The following is a 20,516-nucleotide window of genomic DNA, read 5'->3' as shown; positions in this document are numbered from 1 at the left end:
CCTAGGCTGCTTTTTATTCGTTTATTCGTTACTTTCTATTACCCAATTTGACTTTGCCATTTGAACCAAACCATAACGCTTGAGCGCGGCGACGCCCCAATAAGATTGGTCCATCATCGTAAAATAAGAAATTTTTCCAGTATTTTTTAAATACCGACCATTGGGTTTCGATAATATTGTACTTTTCATAACAAAAATAAACGGTCACGTCATTTTGCCAATCAATATGGGCCAAAATATCAACGGGTAATGATTCATCGTCACTTTCCCATTCTTTCATCCAACTGATTTCATTGATCCAACTGCCTGCTTTACGAGGCCAATCTTGAGAACTTAACCTCTCTGAATCTGGGCTTTGAGCACTGATATTTTCCAGCCAAAACTGAGCCGCTCTGGCTTGAGACATGGGTTTAATATGCACCAGATCTTGCTCAGGAACTGGCATTGATTGGTGAGTGAAAATCCATTTTCTTTGGTATTGATCCAAAGGCAAATACGACATTGAATTTCCTTAATGTTTTAGCTGGCTTGCGAATATAGCCGCTTTACTTTTAAAACGATAAGCCATTAGCTTGGGCGCCAATCAGCATTAACCAATGCTGTTAGGTTGTGATCTTCCCATTGGCCATCAATGAGCAAATAATTTTTAGCGTGACCTTCGGCCTGAAAGCCCATTTTCATCAACACCGCTTCACTGCGTTTGTTGATTGGCATATAACCAGCCATGATACGGTGTAGGTTTTGTACCTTAAACATGTAGTGGCACGCCATTTTTAATGCACGGCCCATGATGCCTTTACCTTGTGCATTCTTCGCTAACGAATAGCCGAGATTACAAGCATAAAATGGAAAGCGCGAGAGGTTACTAAACGAAATGGTGCCAAGCATGTCACCACTGTTAATATCGATGATGAGCAAATAATAGCCTAATTGCATTTTATGCAGCTCACCGAGTTTAATCAGCCGCTGTGCCCACCCGTGAGCCTCAAAAAACGCCGCTTCTCGCTTAGGTTCCCAAGGCCGTAAATGTTCACGATTACTCGTAAAATAGGCGGCGATCATCTCCGCATCTTCAAGTTTTGCGGTTCGCACTAAAATATCATTGTCCACTTCATATACTTGGGACAAGGTGCTGCATGACTGCATCAATTTTTCCTAATTCCGTAGTCGCGTAGCTTATTGGCGATAGAGGTGTGTGATACGTTTAAACGCTTAGCCAACTTACGGCTTGAAGGGAAAGACTGATATAAACGTTCCAAAATTTGAGATTCATACTCTTTCATGATGTCATCTAATGAGCCATCAAGATTGACATGGGTATTGCCAGTATGAACGGTTTCAAGCTGCGGCAGATGGAAGAGGTCCACTGTTAACTGATTATCAGACATCTCCGTTAGCGCCCTGAGCACCATGTTGTCCAACTGTCGTACGTTGCCTGGCCATTGGTAATGAGAGAGCTGATCCGCCAAATCTTCCGCTAGTAGTGGTTTGACCATACCCATTTTCTTAATGTGTTTCGCCACGAACAGTTCAAGCAATGGCTGAATGTCGTTAGACCGCTCACGCAAAGTAGGAATACGGAGAGTTAACACATTCAGACGATAAAAAAGATCTTCACGAAATGCGCCTGATTCGGCTAAATCTGCCAACTTGTGACGCGTCGAGGCAATCACACGAACATTAACATGAACTTCATGCTCCTCACCAACGCGGCGGAATGTACCATCTTGCAAGAAGCGCAGTAGTTTAATTTGTAAATGAGGGCTCATCTCCCCGATTTCATCGAGAAAAACGGTGCCGCCATTCGCCTGTTCAAAAATACCTTTATGGCCTTGTTGATGATTAAATGACCCTGGTGCATGACCAAACAACTCCGTTTCCGCAACATCATCCGGCATTGAAGCACAACTCAGAACTAAGAAAGGAAAGGAGGCACGGTGAGAGCGATTATGACAAGCCTTGGCCAACATCTCTTTACCCGTTCCGGTTTCGCCTTCTATAAGCAAAGGTTGATCAAGCATTGACAGCTTCTTAGCTTGGCTAATGAGCGCTTTATGGCGGTTAGAAACTCCGACAAAATGTTCAAAACCAAGGTTATTGTGTAAGGGCAAAGCATCATCGACGACGCCGCTAGAGCTTTTAGAACGAATCATCATCATGGTACTCGCCAAGGTGGATTCTTTCGACTCACCCGTAATATAAACAGGCATCATCTCCATCAGATAATCGAGACCATCGTGCACGATCTCCTCACGTTGTCGTGCTTTGTTGCCTTCAAGCCAGCGTGATAGGTTAAAGAAAGGTAATAATGCAGAAATCGGCTGCCCTATCACCTCTTTCTCTGTTTTGTTAAACAGCGATAACGCTGAATAGTTTGCCATATCAACAAACCCTTTCAGATCAATCGCCAGCACCGCATCAGGCACGTTGTTGAGTAATGAAATTAACTCGGTGTTATGCCGCTCCATGGGCATGAATTGAATTTTCCGAACATCTTTTACGCCAGAAATTCGGCGAATTTCAGCCATCAATTCACTGAATGTTTCAAAATCAATGTCAGGGCAGTTGAGGTAAATAATGCCGATGACATCGATTTCAATCCCACGCAAATCAATGTTTCTCGATGCAAGAATATCGAGCAGTTCTCGGGTTAGGCCGAGTCTATCTTCACAAGAGACTTCAAGACGCACTTAAAAATCCTAATAAAAAGTGTCAGGAAAAGTTGACAGTAGTTTCTATCAAGCCTTGTATGGCGTCAAGTTATCTCATGTTTTGAGGTTCACATTCGGGCATATTATTTGATAAATGTTGCTTATTTCACCGTAAGCGCGGCGATTCTTGCGACGATCTGTTTGCGAATCGCCCCTAATTTTACTTTTCTGTCTGGCTGCCATGCCATCGGCCTGAGCAGTGCCATGGTTTTCAAACCAAGACGAGCGGTCAATATTCCCACTCCTAAACCTTGCCCTGCCCGCGCGGATACCTTTCCGGCTAAATCCATAGAAAGGAGATCCATGCTGGCGTCGATGGCGAGTTCGCTGGCACCTGCCGCAGCCATATTAATCAATACGGACTTAAATAAAGAGAGACGAGACCAGTAACCCAATGGCACTCCATACAGTTTTGCCAGTTGATCAATCATAGTGAAATTACGCCATGCCACTAACAACATATCTGCGATGGCTAAAGGGCTAATTGCCACTAGTGCTGCCGCTTCTGTTGAATATTGTGAGACGATTTTGGTTGCTTGTTTATCTTGTTCACTCACCACCATAGCATCGTACATATCGAGTATTTCAGCATCGCTGTGTGAAGCATTGACGCTGTTTAACCATCGATCATAGGCTGGGCTTTCGGTTTTTATGCCACTTTGTTTAGCTAGAGCTTGGCAGAACGCGAGCCCATGACCAACGCTGTCGGTTTGCATAAGCTGTTCGCTTTGCTCTTGAATACTAAAATGATGGCGAAGTGCTCGTAACTTCCACAGCTCTTTGATTAAGGTACTTAAGCCTAACGATGCCAAACCAGCAATAAATCCCGCCCAGCCTAATGCTAACCAGTCCGCTGATTGAATCGCCGTGATAACTGAATCGATAGCTTGCCAACCGATTAAACCTGCAAAGCTTATAACTAATGCCGCAGCTCTCCATCTCCGACCTTGTGGTGGACGAATGATTTGCTCCAACTCTTTTTCCGCAGCACTCTCTTCATTGCTGATCGGCATTGGAATGAAGGCTTCATTATTTTGAAACTGCTGTTGAGCCGTAAGCTCTGGCGTACTCTTCTGTTGTGGTTCTAATTTTTGATTAAAGATTTGCTTGGTTTTTAAATCACTCATTTCAGCTTATCTCCAATTAAATATTCCAACGCTTTATCTAAACGGATATGAGGGCAAGGTTCATCACAGCTAAATGCTCTTGGTTTAAAACTGGTGAATTCAAACCCTTGATGGTGCCAATACTCTTTGTTAGGTAACTTTTTCGGCACATCGCCGGGAAAAATGGTCAAGGTTTCGCCATCGAGAGTCACACCTTGTAAGGCTGGAATGGTGCGCTCACCGCTATCAATAAAACCCGCTTGTGTGGCCTGTATCGATGCCATACTGATGCAACTCATCTCAATATTCTCATAGGCGGCGCTTTGCCAAGCAGGATGAACCATCTGCTGCAGTAACGACACCAGATGCGGGTGTTGTTCAGGGGTGACATGATCCGCTTTGGTTGCGGCAAACAGCACTTTGTCTATCTTGGGTGCAAACAGACGCTTGAGTAAACCATTACGACCATAACGAAAGCTATGCATAATCTGTTCAAGCGCACGACGCATATCCAAAAAGGAGTCGTAGCCGTCATTGAGTGGAGATAAGCAATCGACTAACACAATCTGCCGATCAAACGTGGCAAAATAATTTTTGTAAAAAGCTTTCACAACCTTGTTTTGGTATTCTTCATAGCGTGCTTTTAACATGCTGTAATTACTATTGGGAGCCGGCTTGTCTTCACCGTACGGATTACGGCATGGGAAAAATTGCAGAACAGGCGCACCTTCTAGCTCTCCCGGCAACACAAAACGCCCCGGTTGCACCCAATGCAAACCGGCATTTTTACACGCGTGCAAATACTCCGTAAACAGCATCGACAGTGAAGTAAGCTTTTGCTCATTGGCGTCTTGTGTTACATCAAGTTTAGCTAACCCTTCAAGCCATGGCTCGGCTAATGAGGAACGTAGTTCACTTAGCGCTGAAAACTGCTGTTCTGACCACTGTTCATAGGTCATTTCGAGCAGAGGCAGATCCAACAGCCATTCCCCCGGATAGTCGATGATATCGAGATAAAGTGTGGCCGTGTGACCAAATAATTTTTTACTGCGCTTTTTAGGTTTGTATTTGATCGCTAGGCGAATTTCGCTGACGTCACGAGTGGGCACAGGCCAATGTGGCGGTTCGCTGTGTAACTGTGACATCGCTTCATCGTAAGCAAAGCGTGGAACCATTAAGTTAGTTTGAGGGACACGTTTTGCACCCACAATGCGTCGGTCACGCGTTGCGGAAAATAGCGGTAAATTATCATGGGTAGAGGTGTGCAGTAATTGGTTCACTAAGGAGGTAATAAAAGCCGTTTTCCCCGCTCGCGATAACCCCGTGACAGCAATTCGAACGTGCGAATCTAATCCACGGTTAATTAAATCAGTCATTTCTCGACGAATGTGCTTCATTCACTCACTCCACTTCATTTGATGACGCTATTTTATGTGTATTCATCTTAATCAGAGATGAACAAAAAGCCCCTGACGAGAATCAGAGGCTTAGGCTTTTTTGGCCAAAAAATTCGCTGTTCTGTGTTGAGCCGCTCACATCGGCTCAATCATCTTCTATTAATTTATAAATCACAAACAATGCAGCCTCAAGCATCACCCATAACACGCAGGTGATTGTGACGTACTTATCATCGAAGATGCTGATGCCATGTAGAATAAGGTCATAGCCGAGGAAAACCCCAACCACAATAGCGATAATAATTTGTAATATTTTAATAAAACGAGGCATCTACCCTCCTAGTTTTGCAAATGAGCATTTCAATTATCTACTGATTTATAGACGATAACTGCAGCCTAAGCTGCAGTTATCGTGAGAACGCGATGAGATCAGATTAAGCTTTCTTTTGAGCTTCGGCAATCTTCACTTTCCATGTGTCTGGGCCTATTTGGTGAGCATTCGCGCCACGCGAGTCCACCGCAACCGTGACTGGCATGTCTTCAACTTCGAATTCATAAATGGCTTCCATACCTAAATCTTCGAATGCCACCACGCGTGCTTTCTTAATCGCTTTCGCCACTAAGTAAGCCGCGCCACCCACCGCCATCAAGTAGACCGCTTTGTGGTTTTTGATTGACTCCACCGTCGCAGGTCCACGCTCTGCTTTGCCTATCATCCCCATAATGCCCGTTTCATCAAGCATCATGTCGGTAAATTTGTCCATACGTGTCGATGTGGTCGGGCCTGCTGGACCAACAACTTCATCACCCACCGCATCAACGGGGCCAACGTAGTAGATAAATTTACCTTTAAGATCGACACCTTTAGGCAGCCCTTCGCCATTTTGCAACATTGCTTGGAGTCGTTTATGTGCGGCATCGCGGCCGGTTAAAATCTTACCGGAAAGAAGAAGTGTTTCACCGGTTTTCCACTCTTGAACCTCTTCTTTAGTGACCGCATCAAGGTTGACGCGGCGCGCGCTTGCTCCTGCGTCCCACACAATTTGTGGCCAATCTTCTAGCTTTGGTGGTGTAAGTTCAGCAGGGCCCGTGCCGTCTAGCGTAAAGTGAACATGGCGGGTCGCCGCGCAGTTAGGGATCATACAAACAGGTTTAGACGCGGCGTGAGTCGGCGCTGTTTTGATTTTTACATCCACAACGGTGGTTAAGCCACCAAGCCCTTGCGCACCAATGCCTAAACGGTTCACGCGGTTAAAAATATCTAACCGCAGTTCTTCTTCCGCATTTTGTGGACCACGATCAATCAGTTCTTGAATATCGATATGCTCCATCAGTGATTCTTTAGCAAGCACAGCCGCCTTTTCCGCGGTGCCGCCAATACCAATGCCGAGCATACCCGGAGGACACCAACCCGCCCCCATCAAGGGTACGGTTTTTTCTACCCATTCAGCAATGTCATCGGAAGGATTGAGCATTACCATCTTGGTTTTGTTCTCACTGCCGCCGCCTTTGGCTGCGATTTGGATGTCGACTTTATTTCCTGGCACCATATTGATATGAACGACAGCAGGCGTATTGTCTTTAGTATTAATACGCTTACCAGCAGGATCCATTAATATAGAAGCGCGCAATGGGTTATCTGGATTGGTGTACGCTTGACGAACTCCTTCATCAATCATTTCTTGCACCGTGAGATCAGACTCCCATTGCACATTCATACCAATGTTGACAAAACAGGTTACGATGCCGGTATCTTGGCAAATGGGTCGATGCCCTTCTGCTGACATGCGCGAGTTAATGAGAATTTGTGCGATCGCATCTTTCGCAGCTTGACTCTCTTCTCGATGATAAGCCTTTTCTAGCGCTTGAATGAAATCCAGAGGGTGGTAGTAAGAGATATATTGAAGAGCGTCAGCGACACTGCTGATCACATCCTGCTTGCGAATTACCGTCATTGCGTGCCTCGTTATTGTTATGCTTCCCTTGACTGTTGCGTGTTCCTCATTCAATAAGCGGTAAGCTTCTCAGCAAAAAATCAACTTATTGATGTGATTCAATCAAGTAGCAGCTTTTAATTTGCATTTTATGATACTCTTGCTTTACTCAACACGCCATGCAGTGATCGGTCTCTTTGTCACAAATTACGCAAATGAACAACAACGAATTCAATCATATCCAAGTTAACGCACTGACTTACCATGTCGATCTCGCTCACCAATTGTTTTCTAAAATCGAAGACTGCCCGTGGGCCATGCTGTTGCGCTCCGCCTCTAAGACGCATATAGATAGCCGTTTTGATATTTTAGTCGCTGAACCACTGGTCACCTTAGTGACACAAGGGGATAAAACGACGGTATGCGAACCGCAGTCTCGTTATGACTCTCAGGTAGACCCATTCCAACTGCTCAAACAGTTGCAGCAGCAGTATTTGCCCGATGTTCAAAGCGATATGGACCTTCCTTTCGTGGGCGGTGCACTCGGTTATTTTGCTTATGACTTAGGGCGGCAGATAGAACGAATTCCAACGCTTGCTGAGCACGATCTATCCACACCTGATATGGCGATTGGTCTCTATCAATGGGCTGTGGTCGTTGATCATTTGCACCAAGCCGCCTACGTGGTGGGCAATCATATTGATGAAGCATGGCAATGGCTCAATGCTCAGAACTCCAAAAACAACGGCCATTTTGCATTACGCTCTGATTGGCAATCCAACATGAGTAAAGAGAGCTACCAACGGAAATTTGAGCAAATCCAGCACTATTTGCTCAGTGGTGATTGTTATCAAATCAACCTTGCACAGCGTTTTCAAGCGCATTATGAAGGCAGTGAATGGCAAGCTTATCAAAAACTGGAAGCGTTTAATTGCGCACCATTTTCGGCTTTTATTCGCTTAGAGGAGTCAGCGATTTTGAGTGTCTCTCCCGAACGTTTTATGCAGGTCAAACACAACATCATCGAAACTAAGCCGATAAAAGGCACCCGACCAAGAAGCGATAACCCCAGCATTGACGCCGCTAACGCGGCAGACCTTGCTTGCGCAGAAAAAGATCAAGCAGAAAACTTGATGATCGTTGACCTATTACGAAATGATGTTGGCCGTGTGGCAAAACCGGGGTCTGTACATGTGCCTAAGCTGTTCGATATTGAAAGTTTTCCTGCCGTGCATCACCTTGTGAGTACCATTCGCGCAGAACTTGATTCCGCCTATTGCGCGGCCGATCTATTAAGAGCCAGCTTCCCAGGAGGCTCAATTACTGGCGCACCAAAAGTACGTGCAATGGAAATTATTGAGGAGTTAGAGCCTCACCGCCGTAGCGCTTACTGTGGCAGCATCGGCTATATTAGCCGCCACGGGACAATGGACAGCAGTATTGCTATCCGAACTTTGGTGGCAGAGAAGCAACAACTGCACGTTTGGGCTGGTGGCGGTATTGTTGCCGATAGTCAGTGTGAGCTTGAATATCAAGAGACACTGGATAAACTGAGCCGCATTTTACCTGTGCTTGAACATTCTCGTTAACCTTTCCAAGGTTTATTGAACTAGGCTAAAAAGAGATAGACGCAAAATTCGAGTAGGTAACGAAAATGAAGAGAAACAGCGTACAGACTGCGACCCCCTTGACAAAAGATCGGCTTATCCAGCGCTTTCAGTTGCAACAACCTGTGCCTTATCATGAAGAATCTATCCGTCGTGTGGCACACCTTGCTCCTCAAACCTTACGCAAGGCTTCAGTGTTAATTGGTTTTGTTGAGCGGAAGAATGGTTTAAATGTGGTATTAACCAAGAGAGCTGCGCACCTTAAACATCATCCGGGACAAATCAGTTTTCCTGGCGGGAAATATGAGGAAGTCGATGGCTCGCTGCAGATCACTGCGCTTCGTGAAGTAAGAGAAGAAATTGGAATTTTAGCAAACGACATTACTATTTTTGGGCAACTGCCTGAATTGGTTACCGTCAGTAAATTTGTAGTGACGCCCTTTCTTGCTTTTATCAACCCCAATTACAAGGCCATTATTGATACCAATGAAGTGGACGAAATATTTGAAGTTCCCGCCCACCATCTGTTTGATCGAAACAAACTCTATAGCGAATTATTTCAAGTAAAAAATCAACGACATCGCGTTTTCGCCATCCCTTATCAACATCATTTTATTTGGGGGATGACAGCGCAGATCATCCATGTTTTGCAAAAACAAGTTATTCAACCTCATTAATATTCAAACTATCCAACCATAAGTTTAAATAACACGGATGATTATTTTTCCTTATCCCACCCAAAAGCAAACGTTTGGCATGAATAAATGTTAATCGAAGCATTATATTGATAACTTTTACTAATCCAAATCATTAACATTACTCACATGTAGCACGCCATTTTCGTGATCAAAAATGGGTTTTTGACATATCATTCAATAAGCCAGAACGTTACATGATTTAGATCTAGTTTTCGAATGAGAAAATTATGCAAAATGCGCTCGACTTATTTCCTGTTCCCAAAAATGAGTAATACAATATGAACACAACAACTTCGTCGGCATCTGCCGTACAATCCTCTAGCAAGTGGACTTATAAAGATTTCACTTGGTGTCTTTCACTTTTTGGTACAGCCGTTGGTGCCGGTGTACTTTTCCTTCCAATTAAAGCTGGTGCGGGTGGTTTTTGGCCATTAGTAATGTTAGCCCTAATTGCGGCGCCAATGACTTGGTTCGCACATAAAGGCTTAGCTCGCTTTGTTCTTTCTTCAAAAAATGTTGATTCTGATATTACTGACACAGTAGAAGAGCATTTTGGTAAAACTGGCGCAAACCTTATTACGTTCGCATACTTTTTCGCCATCTACCCTATCGTTCTTATCTACGGCGTTGGTATCACAAACACCGTTGATTCCTTCCTTGTAAACCAAGTTGGCATGGAATCGATTCCTCGTTGGTTACTTTCTGGTGCGCTGATTGTGGCAATGACGGCTGGCGTAGTATTTGGTAAAGAGCTGATGCTAAAAGCAACGTCTGCCATGGTGTATCCATTGGTTTTCATTTTATTAGCACTTTCTTTCTACCTTATTCCAGAGTGGAACACCTCTATGATTGAAGTCGCACCTGATTGGTCTGCGATGCCAACCATCGTTTGGCTTGCAATTCCTATCATTGTGTTTTCATTCAACCACAGCCCAATCATTAGCCAGTTCTCTAAAGAGCAACGCCTACAACATGGTGACAACGCGGTTAAGAAAACCGATATGATCACTGGTGGCTCGGCCATGATGCTGATGGGTTTTGTGATGTTCTTCGTGTTTTCTGTTGTGCTGTCTCTGTCGCCAGAGCAACTCGCGTTAGCAAAAGAGCAAAACATTTCTGTGCTTTCTTACCTAGCAAACATCCATGAATCACCAATCATCTCTTACATGGGTCCTCTTGTTGCCTTTGCAGCGATTACCTCTAGCTACTTTGGTCACTTTTTAGGGGCACATGAAGGCCTAGTTGGTTTGATTAAATCTCGCTCAAATAGCTCAGTAAGCAAGATTGAAAAAATGTCACTGATCTTCATCGTGTTGACAACTTGGATCGTAACGATTGTAAACCCAAGCATCCTAGGCATGATTGAAACCATGGGCGCACCGATGATTGCTGGCATCTTGTTCCTGCTGCCTGTATTTGCAATGCACAAGATCCCTGCAATGGCGAAGTTCAAGACTTCAGCACCAGTACAGATTTTCACAACTATCTGTGGTCTTGCTGCTATTACTTCTGTAATCTACGGCGCTCTTTAATCTGGTGGTTATATCAACCGTCATGAATACTGCATACAGAACATAACTATAATAATGAGCCTCCCTCTTAGCTAGGGGGGCTTACTTTTGAGGTAATCGATATGATTAGTGTATTTGATATCTATAAAATCGGTGTTGGTCCTTCAAGCTCACACACAGTGGGACCGATGAAAGCGGGTAAAGAGTTTATTGATGATTTACGTTCAATGGGAAAATTGCGCGACATCACTAAAATCACCGTGGACGTTTATGGTTCATTATCACTGACAGGGAAAGGTCACCACACAGATATCGCTATCATCATGGGTCTTGCTGGTAATACCCCTGAGAAAGTTGATATCGATGCTATTCCAGGCTTTATCGCACGCGTTGAAGAAACCGAGCGTCTTCCCGTTGGTATGCACTGTCATACCGTATCATTTCCTAAAGAAGGTGGAATGAATTTCCACAAAACGAATTTATCCTTGCACGAAAACGGCATGCAGATCCACGCGTGGATCGATGATGAAGTCGTTTACTCAAAAACCTACTACTCTATCGGCGGTGGTTTTATCGTTGATGAAGAGAACTTTGGTAAAGAAAAAGAGAACCCAATTAAAGTTCCTTATGTCTTCACTAGCGCTGACGAGATGATGAACCAATGCAAAGAGAGTGGTCTTTCCATCAGTACGCTGGTTATGGCTAACGAAAAAGCACTGCATTCTGATGAAGAAGTTCGTACTTACTTTGCCAATATTTGGAAAACCATGCGCGAATGTATGGACCGTGGTATGAATACTGAAGGTATCTTACCAGGGCCTCTTCGTGTTCCACGCCGAGCGGCAGCGCTTCGTCAACAGTTAATGACCTCAGAAAAAACCACCAACGACCCAATGGCGGTCGTTGACTGGGTAAACATGTACGCTTTTGCAGTGAACGAAGAAAATGCCGCGGGTGGGCGTGTGGTGACAGCACCTACTAATGGCGCATGCGGTATTATTCCTGCAGTGTTAGCCTATTACGATAAATTCATTCAGACCGTTACTGAAAAAGACTATATCCGTTACTTTGCCGCCTCTGGAGCTATCGGTGGGCTTTACAAACGTAACGCTTCTATTTCTGGTGCGGAAGTGGGTTGTCAAGGTGAAGTAGGTGTTGCCTGTTCGATGGCAGCCGCGGGCCTTGCAGAACTGATGGGTGGAAGCCCTGAACAAGTTTGCATGGCCGCTGAAATTGCGATGGAACATAACTTGGGCTTAACCTGTGACCCTGTCGCGGGACAAGTACAAGTGCCTTGTATCGAGCGCAATGGTATTGCTGCAGTGAAAGCGATCAACGCAACGCGGATGGCGCTACGCCGCTCATCGGCACCTCGTGTTTCGCTTGATAAAGTGATCGAAACCATGCTTGAGACAGGTAAAGATATGAACGCCAAATATCGTGAAACGTCCCAAGGTGGTTTAGCGATTAAAGTCGTTTGCTAACGAGCACCTACCTATTTAAAAACCTCGTTCATTAAAACTTAACGCCACTCGCTTAACAGCGAGTGGCGCATTTTACGACTTTACCTCACGATCCCGTGAGGAACTTAAAACTGACCGAGATATTCCCAGCTACTGTTGGTTGGATTGGGATCGGTTGGGTAAGGGAAATAACCGTACTTAGTCACTTTCAAGCGGTAATAATGATAGCCGCCACGGAAAGCGTATTGATAAATATCGTTCACTTGACCACGCTGGCCATCACTGCCCCACACACCCATCGCATCTTGTTGATACCACTCCAGTAACGAACGTTCAAAGCTTGCTAAATCACGATTTAATTCCGCAAGATAAGCTTGAATGGTGCTGTCGCTGCCAAGATAAACCCAATCTAGGTTTGACTCTCCAAGCATCGGGAAAGCTTCCCCCTCTCCTGGGCGTTTTTGGATAAAGTAATGGTTTTCACCATCGATTTGCCCAACAAACACCGCATTTTGCGCCTTATCCCAAGTGGTTGAGGTACGCTCATCCCATGTCAATAAGCGAGATACACCAAAATAGCTTTGTACACGCGCTTCAATGCTCACACCAGCCGCTCTATTGAGCTTGATTGGGTTGAAAGCAAAGTTCACATAGCGATCTGCCGAACCGAGGTATTTCCAACCTTGATTACTGGTTTGATCGGCCGGGAACGCGCCAGCATCTACCATACGCATTACAAAGTAATCACGCATGCCCGTTTCTGGGTTCGGGTGGACATACAATGCCCCCGCTCGGCGCTCCGCTTTCGTCACGCCATTGTTTAGAGCGCCACGCCCATAGTGTTCGGCCACAAAAGCATCAAACTCAGCGATCGTTGCAAAATCCGTGTTCAACAGAGTTTCATTCTGTGCGAAGGTTGGTGTCATATCGACCACTTGGCTGTAACCGTACTCTTGGCCAATGATGATTGGGCCTTTGAGCTTATCCAGCGGCGGGTTCTGATCTGGCGTCATTCGAGTCAGTTCTGTTTCACCACCGCGATCCGAACAATGCAAACTCACTTGAGTTGGTACTCCATTCTCCATCGATAAGTTAACGTGGAACTTGTTACTTTCATTGCCAGCGTGGCGAGAAGCACTCAATCGAACTTGTTCGCGGATCCCATCTGCAAATTCAACATCCAACTGACACTGGCCCTGAACCTGGTAAGTAGGACGCAACACTTCATCGCCACGAATGGCATAGCGCCACGTTTGGCCATTTTTATGCATCACACCTGCAACCTGTTCACAGTGATTACCGACGACAAATCCAGCTCCATCGTGATCATTTCCAGACTTATTGAGTGTACATAGGCTCACTTCACCGACATCGACCGTCGGTGTGTAAGTCACCGCTCCGTGGCCATACTTGGAAAGCAATTCATACTCGCCTTGCGCAGAGGTCATGTTCACGTTGATGTTCCATGTCACATCGCGTCCAACAGAACAACGGTCGGTACTGGGTTCAACCCCACCGACAAACTGCGATCTATCGCCATTGGTCGCTTGGAAAGTAAACTTACACAAACGTTGCTGCTCACCATCTATGCGTAATGTTTGCCAAATATCGCTATCGAGCTGTGCCTGAGTCAGGTTCGCCACCGCTTGCCAACCTTCCAACTGATAATCCCCTTGATCTGGCTGTGGCAGCTCAAACACGTTGCCATAATTCGAGTAAATCAGAGGATAGATTTGGCTAGGGTTCTCATTCTGCGGATCGTAAATCCCTAATAAAGTAACTACGGGTACGCCCACTTGCTGCGGTTTCGGTGTATCGGTTTCTACCGCTTCATAACGTTGAGTACTCTGATCCCACTGCACATAACCGCTTGGGCTGTTGCTAGCAAGGTTAAAACCGTTGTTCATCCAACGCTGTGCTTTGCGTGACTGAGCCGGATGCTCCAAGGTAAAGCGGCTGATGGTGCCCACGTACTCTTGTTCACCGCCATTTTGTGCATCACGCAGGAAACGGAACGCATCTTTAAACGGTGGCACAATATCGTCACCTTGCTGTTGGGTGTAGACATCGCCTTTCCAGTGCAGGTTACCGATAAAGCGTTGCTGGAACGCATCCCAACCCCAGCCAGATTCCATATCGTGAATCGACGCCATATATGGGTAGTGGCCAAGCCCATAGTTATGGCCCAGTTCATGGGACCATTCATTGCCGGTAGTATTTTGCAGGGTTACTTTACCGCCACCGCCACTGCCGCCATGAACCACAACTTGAGCTAAATCTGTACCTTCTCTGGTATACACCCCGACGTTGGTGTGTGCGGTAATGTGGTTGTAGCGGCGGTTGTATTGCTGCGAATAACCCGCACTACTCACAATGCCGACGTTGGCGTTGTTAACACCAGTAGAGACCAACGCTTTACCGATCGCTTCACGCATATCGCCGCTGTGCCAACCACCCGTACTCGCGCTCTTATCGGTGTACACCACACCATTTGGCATAGTGACAACAGGAAAATAGGCAGGAGTGTAGTCAGCCATCACCAATTTAGACGCGGGTATTTTTTGGAAATAATCCGCGGCCAAAGTTGGAAGATTTTGAATCATCGTATTGTGGTTACGCGGTTGAGTCAGCATGCCCATGTCGATATTTTGAATCACCAACTCAGGCGCACCACCAAACTGGATGTCTCCTTGGCTGAGCACACCTTCACGGCCTAAGTTGTCGGTCAAGCGCAGTGAGAGCTCCGGCTTCATCCAGTTCCATTGCAGCGGCAGTGACCAAGCGTGATGAGAGAACACCACCTTCATACGACCATTGTCCGGCTGATCCGAGGCTGCTAATGCACTAGGTGGTAGCATCAATGCGCTGTGAACTAATTCGCCATCGAGGAACACTTCGGCGCGAACTTGGTTAATCTCTTCCCCTTGTTGCGCGGTAAACAGCAGCATCGCTTCACGGTTCATGATCACGTCCAAATGACCTTGACCAGTTAACTCATTGCTATTCGGCGCGACTGATGTATGGGTTTGAGTAATGCCCAACCCACCCTCTAAACTGCCTTGCAAATGGTTCGGGGTTGGGATTTCATCGGCAAAACCGACTCGAGCATCTTGAGTAGTAAAGCGCACTACCTTGGGCTCAGCACAATCCACTGGATTACACGAGTTCAACACCATCTCATATGATGTGCCAGGCTTAAGGTCACCGATAAAAAAGCCCGCAGAAACCGAATCATAGCGGCGAACATCCTTCGCATCACTCAAATTGATTAAGGTGAGCTGAGTCTTATCGGCTTCATTTTGCCCAAGCCAGTCAAATGACACACCGACATCAGACAGGCTCGAGACGGTTAACGAGGTAATCTCTGGCTTCACTAACGCACCACAATCAGAGGTTTCGGTACGATAGATGACATCACGTTGCCAAATGTAGCTACCATCGGCGCGCTTAGACCCGTGTGCCGCAGGAATGTATTCCACAAAGCAGCCCTGCTCGTCCGATTCGTAAACACCAAATTCGCGGCTCATCAGATAAAAACCGCCGTCGTACACCATGAATTCCCAGCTCTGATCGACAAAATCGATCACATTGCGATAAGGCGTATCATCGCCACTTTGATAAGGTATAAAGGGGAATTGCAGATCATTTTTGTAACTAAGCCGATAATCGAAGCCTTTATAGTGGATCCAACGCTCACCGTTGCGTTCAAACACCCCTTCTCCACGTTCGGCGGTCGCTTTAATCGATTCTAATCGCTCGACGATTTTTTCCCCGATCTGGATCAAGGTGAGCTCATTTTGCGCCCAAACGGGTGCGCTTCCCAGTAGCCCTGCTACCAGAAGCGTTAATGGTTTCTTATTCATCATTGGATTGCTCATTTTAGTTTATAGTGACGTGCCTGAATTTCAGCAGCAGCAACCCACGAAATCTACGCTGGTTAAGCAACAATCGATTCCGGATATAGACAACTGGGTTACCGATTCATTATTAGTTACCTAATTTCATTTCGATAGAATCACTATGTCCGTAACGAGATAAGGGTTCCAACCCAATGAGGTTGACGTCTTGAAAGTGAGAATTCACGCGAAAAAATGTGCAACAAAAATGCATACAAACAATAAATAATTTTATTAAAATCAATCAGAAACAATGATACTTAAGAATATAACACGCACATGATTACGATTGTTCATGAGCATTGAGAGGATTAAGCGATCAACTTTTTTGGCAATTTTATCGCACAGATATTGACTAAACGGCAGCGTGTCAGTCGCGGTAAGAAAAGAGATTGTATATATGCAGACTGCGTAGGTTTTTATGAACACCTTTTTGCACAGCCTTCTGAACGTGAGATCTCCTGCATAAATAATGAAACATCACATACATAACAAATTAAAATGCGATATAGGTTTAATTTATTGACTGAGCAAATGGTTATCTTAGTTGCGATTTAACTATCCAATGAGAAAATTATGACAACGAAAATTTCATACCTTACCCTACTGGCACTGCTTTGCTCTCCCCTTACCAGTGCGCAGACAGAAAATAGTAACGCTGAGCAACCATCAAGCCATGTGACATGTCGCGCTCACAACCTGACTCTGAATTTAACCACCGATCAATATGCTTCTGAAACAAGTTGGGAAATAAAAAACAGCCTCTCACAGGTTATTTATGCGGGTAATAATTACTCAGACTCCACATCTTATAGCCAAGAAATATGCTTATCGGATGGTGAATATCAATTCACCATCCATGACAGTTATGGTGATGGTATTTGCTGTGGCTCTGGCAATGGCCTTTATTCCTTAGCCAAAGGCTCGGAAATACTGGCCTCTGGTGGAGAATTTCAATACAACCAATCAAACAGCTTATTACTTGGTGAATCAACACCTCCCGCTAACCATGACTATTATCAAGCCGCGATAGGAAAAACAGGTTTTGAACTAAAAACGGCCTTATACAACATCATAAAGAATCATAATAGCCGCGGTTATTCCGCAATTTGGACACTATTACAAAATGCAGACATAGATAACTACTATGAGAATGACGGTTCAATGTTAGATATCTATTCTGAGAAACCTGACAACAACGACAGTGTTAGTTTTACTAAAGTCAGCGATCAGTGTGGTCAGTATCGACGAGAAGGCGATTGTTACAATAGGGAACACTCATTTCCTAAAAGTTGGTTTGGGGGCAGCGTTGAGCCAATGAATTCCGACGGTCACCACTTGTTTGCCACTGATGGTTTTGTTAATGCAAAACGCAGTAACTGGCCATTTGGCGAAGTTGGTCATATCACTTATACCTCAAGTAATGGTTCAAAACTTGGCAGTGCAAGCAATACGCTAGGTTATAATGGCACCGTATTTGAGCCTATTGATGAATTTAAAGGCGATCTAGCGCGCGCCTATTTTTACATAGCAACCCGCTACGAGAACCGTATCGGCAGCTGGCAAGGAAATACTGACAACGCTGATGCCATACTTGATGGTACTAGCACGGTGGTTTTTGAAGCTTGGGCTCTGGCGATGCTAAAGCGTTGGCACCAAGAAGATCCTGTGAGTGCTAAAGAACGCCAGCGCAATGACGCCGTTTATCAATTTCAAGGTAACCGAAATCCCTATATCGATCATCCTGAATATGTAAGCCAAATTTGGGGTTATTAGGCTCTTTATATTGGGTAAGTAGATAGGCGCGGTGATAGTGCCTATCTACTTGTTATTTATTGCTTGTTGTTGGGAATTGTCTGCTGGTATTAGCCTTTATAAATACAACCCGCCGTGCAGGTTTCTTTTATTTCAACTTTGCTGAGCAGTGGTAAGCTTGGCTTTAATTGTTGCCAAATCCATTTCGCAAGCACTTCACTGGTTGGGTTCTCTAACCCTTCAATGTCATTCAAGTAATAGTGATCTAAACGATCATAAATAGGTTTAAATATCGCTTTAATTTCAGAAAAATCAATCACCCAACCAGTATGAGGATCGACCTCACCTTCTACATACAGACGAACTAAAAAAGAGTGCCCATGTAAACGGCCGCACTTATGCCCTGCAGGTACATGAGGTAAACGATGCGCGGCTTCAAACATAAACTCTTTGTATAATTCTGTTTTCATCTTGGTTCTCAAGCTTTTAAAAGAGAGGCAATACTAAGGAATATAGACTCACGAAACAAGTTTCTAGGCAGCTTTGTTTACATTGCAAGACAGATGAAACCGTACAATTTATCACTGTGATACAACGGAAAATCCCACGCCTTTGAGTGATATTTTAAGCATTAATAGGGAATCATGACGTGCCACATCACATTTGTTAAACCTATAGTATGTATAGGGTCACACTCCAAAGACTACAACTTTTGCACTAGTGCATATTAACGCTATATTTACACTGTCACCCTCTCAATAATAATAAAATTATCATGAACTCAACAATTACGTCTAAATTGCTACTTACGCTAATCACCGTTTTTGCTTTTGTATTAACGGTGTCAACGAGCTATCAATATATACAACAACGTGACCTGCTCAATTCGGTGTTGAGCGAGCAGTTACACGATAAAGCGAGTAACTACTTTGATAGCCTCAATATGATGATGTTGACTGGTACCATGGCTCAGAAAGAGACCTTACGCCAAAAGGCACTCGCGCAAGATGGTATTGAACAGGTGCGAGTATTACGTTCAGAGGCGGTCAGTAAACTTTATGGTCCTGGAAAAGAAAATCAACAGCCAATGGACGAGATAGATAAACGCGCACTGGCCGGGGAAACCGTCATTGAACCATTCAATGCTTCCTGGGGGAAAGGATTAGTCGTCGCCTTACCGATGAAATCAAGCCTAGATTACCGAGGCACAAACTGCGTATCTTGTCATATGGCGGAAGAAGGAACCGTTTTAGGAGCTATTCGTCTTGAATATAACCTGAGCCATGTAAACCAAATGATCAGTACTCACACTGTCATTGCCGTTATTATTATGGCTTCCATTGCCTTTATCGGATTTATGATCACGCTTTTTTTGATCCGCAAGATGATTGTTCGCCCTATCCAGCATACGTCACGATTCATGTGTGAAATCAGTAAGAGCAAAGATTTATCAAAACGGCTTATCAGCACCAAAAAAGATGAACTCGGACAACTCGCGGTCTCCATCAACTCTTTAATGGACACGGTTTCGGACAGTTTGGCAAAAGTGCAAGAGACCTCTCATTCGCTTGCCGATTCAGCAAACCAGTTAACCGACGTAGCACAAACAACCAACCAAGCGGCAAAAAATCAGCAGCGTGAAACCTCTGACGTTCAGCTCAATATTGAAGAGATGCAATCTCAACAACAGACGGTTAATCAAGCTACCGTTGATGCATCAAAGCTTATCAAACATACCGCTAATGTCGCTCAACAAAGTGCACAGCAAGCACATACAGCTAGCGCAGATATCAAAGGTTTGGTAAGCGATATCGAGTCCGTGAAAGATAAAATTTCTGAACTTAATAATCAGACAGGGCTGGTTTCCTCCATTCTTGAAACGATTAAAAGTATCGCCGAACAAACTAATTTGCTGGCTTTAAACGCGGCGATTGAAGCAGCACGAGCGGGTGAACAAGGAAGAGGCTTTGCGGTCGTGGCCGATGAAGTGCGAAAACTCGCCTCACGAACAGCAGAAGCGACTGGAAACATTGAGAAAATCATCGCTCAATTCCAACGTGACAGTGAAACATCGCTCGCCTCAGTTGATTTGGTTTGCTCACATGCGCATCAACGTTCAAATGAAGTCGAAGTTTTATCTTCCGCAATGAGTAATGCCGTACAAGAGATGCAGCAGGTGCTTGATCATGCAAACAATATTCAAGATCAAACACGAACGACCACACAAGTCAGCCAAGAAATTCAAGGGAAGATCGAAGTCATTACTCGACATGCTGATGATACGTCTCAATCGGCAACGCAAACCCGAGAAATCAGCGTCAATTTAAAACAGCTATCGCAGCGCTTAGAAACATTGATGAATCAATTTACGCTTTCTGCTAAGAATTCGGCCACGAATCGACAATAAAGGTTGATGCGAACGAATTGACAGGTAATAT

15 protein-coding genes are annotated in these 20,516 nt (G+C 44.9%); 6 read left to right on the top strand and 9 right to left on the bottom strand.

Annotated elements, in window-relative coordinates:
- Positions 1-28: 28 nt before the first annotated feature.
- From AACV12_RS12055 to AACV12_RS12025, 7 genes are all read right to left on the bottom strand, one after another.
- Complete coding sequence (locus AACV12_RS12055; RefSeq protein WP_010320690.1) at positions 29-502, bottom strand: DUF2947 domain-containing protein; 474 nt, start codon at positions 500-502, stop codon at positions 29-31.
- Between the two features lie 65 nt (positions 503-567).
- The gene (gene rimJ / locus AACV12_RS12050) at positions 568-1,149 is read right to left on the bottom strand and encodes a ribosomal protein S5-alanine N-acetyltransferase (RefSeq protein ID WP_017043610.1); all 582 of its coding nucleotides are present in this window, start codon (positions 1,147-1,149) and stop codon (positions 568-570) included.
- Positions 1,146-2,690, bottom strand: coding sequence for a transcriptional regulator TyrR (tyrR, locus tag AACV12_RS12045; protein WP_170900385.1), 1,545 nt, complete (start codon positions 2,688-2,690; stop codon positions 1,146-1,148). The genes rimJ and tyrR overlap by 4 nt, the downstream gene beginning before the upstream one ends.
- A 122-nt stretch (positions 2,691-2,812) precedes the next feature.
- The gene (locus AACV12_RS12040) at positions 2,813-3,838 is read right to left on the bottom strand and encodes a YcjF family protein (protein ID WP_170900384.1); all 1,026 of its coding nucleotides are present in this window, start codon (positions 3,836-3,838) and stop codon (positions 2,813-2,815) included.
- Positions 3,835-5,214 (bottom strand): YcjX family protein, encoded by a 1,380-nt coding sequence (locus AACV12_RS12035; protein WP_170900383.1) that lies wholly within the window; start codon positions 5,212-5,214, stop codon positions 3,835-3,837. Before AACV12_RS12035 ends, AACV12_RS12040 begins: the two co-directional genes overlap by 4 nt.
- Before the next feature lie 145 nt (positions 5,215-5,359).
- Complete coding sequence (locus AACV12_RS12030; protein ID WP_010320694.1) at positions 5,360-5,545, bottom strand: hypothetical protein; 186 nt, start codon at positions 5,543-5,545, stop codon at positions 5,360-5,362.
- Between the two features lie 103 nt (positions 5,546-5,648).
- Complete coding sequence (locus AACV12_RS12025) at positions 5,649-7,169, bottom strand: fumarate hydratase (RefSeq protein ID WP_010320695.1); 1,521 nt, start codon at positions 7,167-7,169, stop codon at positions 5,649-5,651.
- A 176-nt stretch (positions 7,170-7,345) separates the two neighbouring features.
- On the opposite strand from AACV12_RS12025, the gene pabB reads away from it, so the two are divergent.
- The 4 genes from pabB to AACV12_RS12005 all read left to right on the top strand — a co-directional run bounded on the left by pabB (position 7,346) and on the right by AACV12_RS12005 (position 12,448).
- A complete protein-coding gene (gene pabB / locus AACV12_RS12020; protein ID WP_170900382.1) occupies positions 7,346-8,737 on the top strand; it encodes an aminodeoxychorismate synthase component I in 1,392 nt (463 codons plus the stop codon).
- 65 nt (positions 8,738-8,802) lie between these two features.
- Entirely contained in the window at positions 8,803-9,432 is a 630-nt protein-coding gene (locus AACV12_RS12015; protein ID WP_017044764.1) for a CoA pyrophosphatase, read from the top strand.
- Positions 9,433-9,731: 299 nt separating this feature from the next.
- Positions 9,732-10,985 carry an aromatic amino acid transport family protein gene (locus tag AACV12_RS12010; protein ID WP_017047579.1) on the top strand — a complete coding sequence of 418 codons (1,254 nt, stop codon included), beginning with the start codon at positions 9,732-9,734 and terminating at the stop codon, positions 10,983-10,985.
- A 101-nt stretch (positions 10,986-11,086) separates the two neighbouring features.
- Entirely contained in the window at positions 11,087-12,448 is a 1,362-nt protein-coding gene (locus AACV12_RS12005; RefSeq protein WP_013856773.1) for an L-serine ammonia-lyase, read from the top strand.
- A gap of 104 nt (positions 12,449-12,552) precedes the next feature.
- Here AACV12_RS12005 and AACV12_RS12000 read toward each other — a convergent pair whose 3' ends face one another.
- Positions 12,553-16,290, bottom strand: a complete 3,738-nt coding sequence (locus tag AACV12_RS12000) for a M66 family metalloprotease (protein ID WP_170900432.1) — start codon at positions 16,288-16,290, stop codon at positions 12,553-12,555.
- 609 nt (positions 16,291-16,899) lie between these two features.
- On the opposite strand from AACV12_RS12000, the gene AACV12_RS11995 reads away from it, so the two are divergent.
- Complete coding sequence (locus AACV12_RS11995) at positions 16,900-18,099, top strand: HNH endonuclease signature motif containing protein (protein WP_094125733.1); 1,200 nt, start codon at positions 16,900-16,902, stop codon at positions 18,097-18,099.
- 89 nt (positions 18,100-18,188) lie between these two features.
- On the opposite strand, the gene queD is transcribed toward AACV12_RS11995, so the two are convergent.
- A complete protein-coding gene (gene queD / locus AACV12_RS11990) occupies positions 18,189-18,548 on the bottom strand; it encodes a 6-carboxytetrahydropterin synthase QueD (protein ID WP_010320709.1) in 360 nt (119 codons plus the stop codon).
- A 305-nt stretch (positions 18,549-18,853) separates the two neighbouring features.
- On the opposite strand from queD, the gene AACV12_RS11985 reads away from it, so the two are divergent.
- The gene (locus tag AACV12_RS11985; protein WP_017048608.1) at positions 18,854-20,485 is read left to right on the top strand and encodes a methyl-accepting chemotaxis protein; all 1,632 of its coding nucleotides are present in this window, start codon (positions 18,854-18,856) and stop codon (positions 20,483-20,485) included.
- The last annotated feature ends 31 nt before the right edge of the window (positions 20,486-20,516 follow it).

It is taken from the genome of Vibrio sp. 2-2(8) (assembly GCF_963888495.1).
Lineage (GTDB): Bacteria > Pseudomonadota > Gammaproteobacteria > Enterobacterales > Vibrionaceae > Vibrio > Vibrio anguillarum.
Note: the sequence above shows the minus strand (reverse complement) of the source record. Positions and strands in the feature narration are given on the sequence as shown.

Bases quoted from the DNA above. Each gene is read 5' to 3' on its own strand.
- queD (WP_010320709.1), bottom strand. From the start codon at position 18,548: ATGAAAACAGAATTATACAAAGAGTTTATGTTTGAAGCCGCGCATCGT.
- AACV12_RS12005 (WP_013856773.1), top strand. From the start codon at position 11,087: ATGATTAGTGTATTTGATATCTATAAAATCGGTGTTGGTCCTTCAAGC.
- AACV12_RS12030 (WP_010320694.1), bottom strand. From the start codon at position 5,545: ATGCCTCGTTTTATTAAAATATTACAAATTATTATCGCTATTGTGGTT.
- AACV12_RS11995 (WP_094125733.1), top strand. From the start codon at position 16,900: ATGACAACGAAAATTTCATACCTTACCCTACTGGCACTGCTTTGCTCT.
- AACV12_RS12015 (WP_017044764.1), top strand. From the start codon at position 8,803: ATGAAGAGAAACAGCGTACAGACTGCGACCCCCTTGACAAAAGATCGG.
- AACV12_RS12000 (WP_170900432.1), bottom strand. From the start codon at position 16,290: ATGAATAAGAAACCATTAACGCTTCTGGTAGCAGGGCTACTGGGAAGC.
- AACV12_RS12055 (WP_010320690.1), bottom strand. From the start codon at position 502: ATGTCGTATTTGCCTTTGGATCAATACCAAAGAAAATGGATTTTCACT.
- AACV12_RS12010 (WP_017047579.1), top strand. From the start codon at position 9,732: ATGAACACAACAACTTCGTCGGCATCTGCCGTACAATCCTCTAGCAAG.
- AACV12_RS12025 (WP_010320695.1), bottom strand. From the start codon at position 7,169: ATGACGGTAATTCGCAAGCAGGATGTGATCAGCAGTGTCGCTGACGCT.
- AACV12_RS12035 (WP_170900383.1), bottom strand. From the start codon at position 5,214: ATGAAGCACATTCGTCGAGAAATGACTGATTTAATTAACCGTGGATTA.
- AACV12_RS12040 (WP_170900384.1), bottom strand. From the start codon at position 3,838: ATGAGTGATTTAAAAACCAAGCAAATCTTTAATCAAAAATTAGAACCA.
- AACV12_RS11985 (WP_017048608.1), top strand. From the start codon at position 18,854: ATGAACTCAACAATTACGTCTAAATTGCTACTTACGCTAATCACCGTT.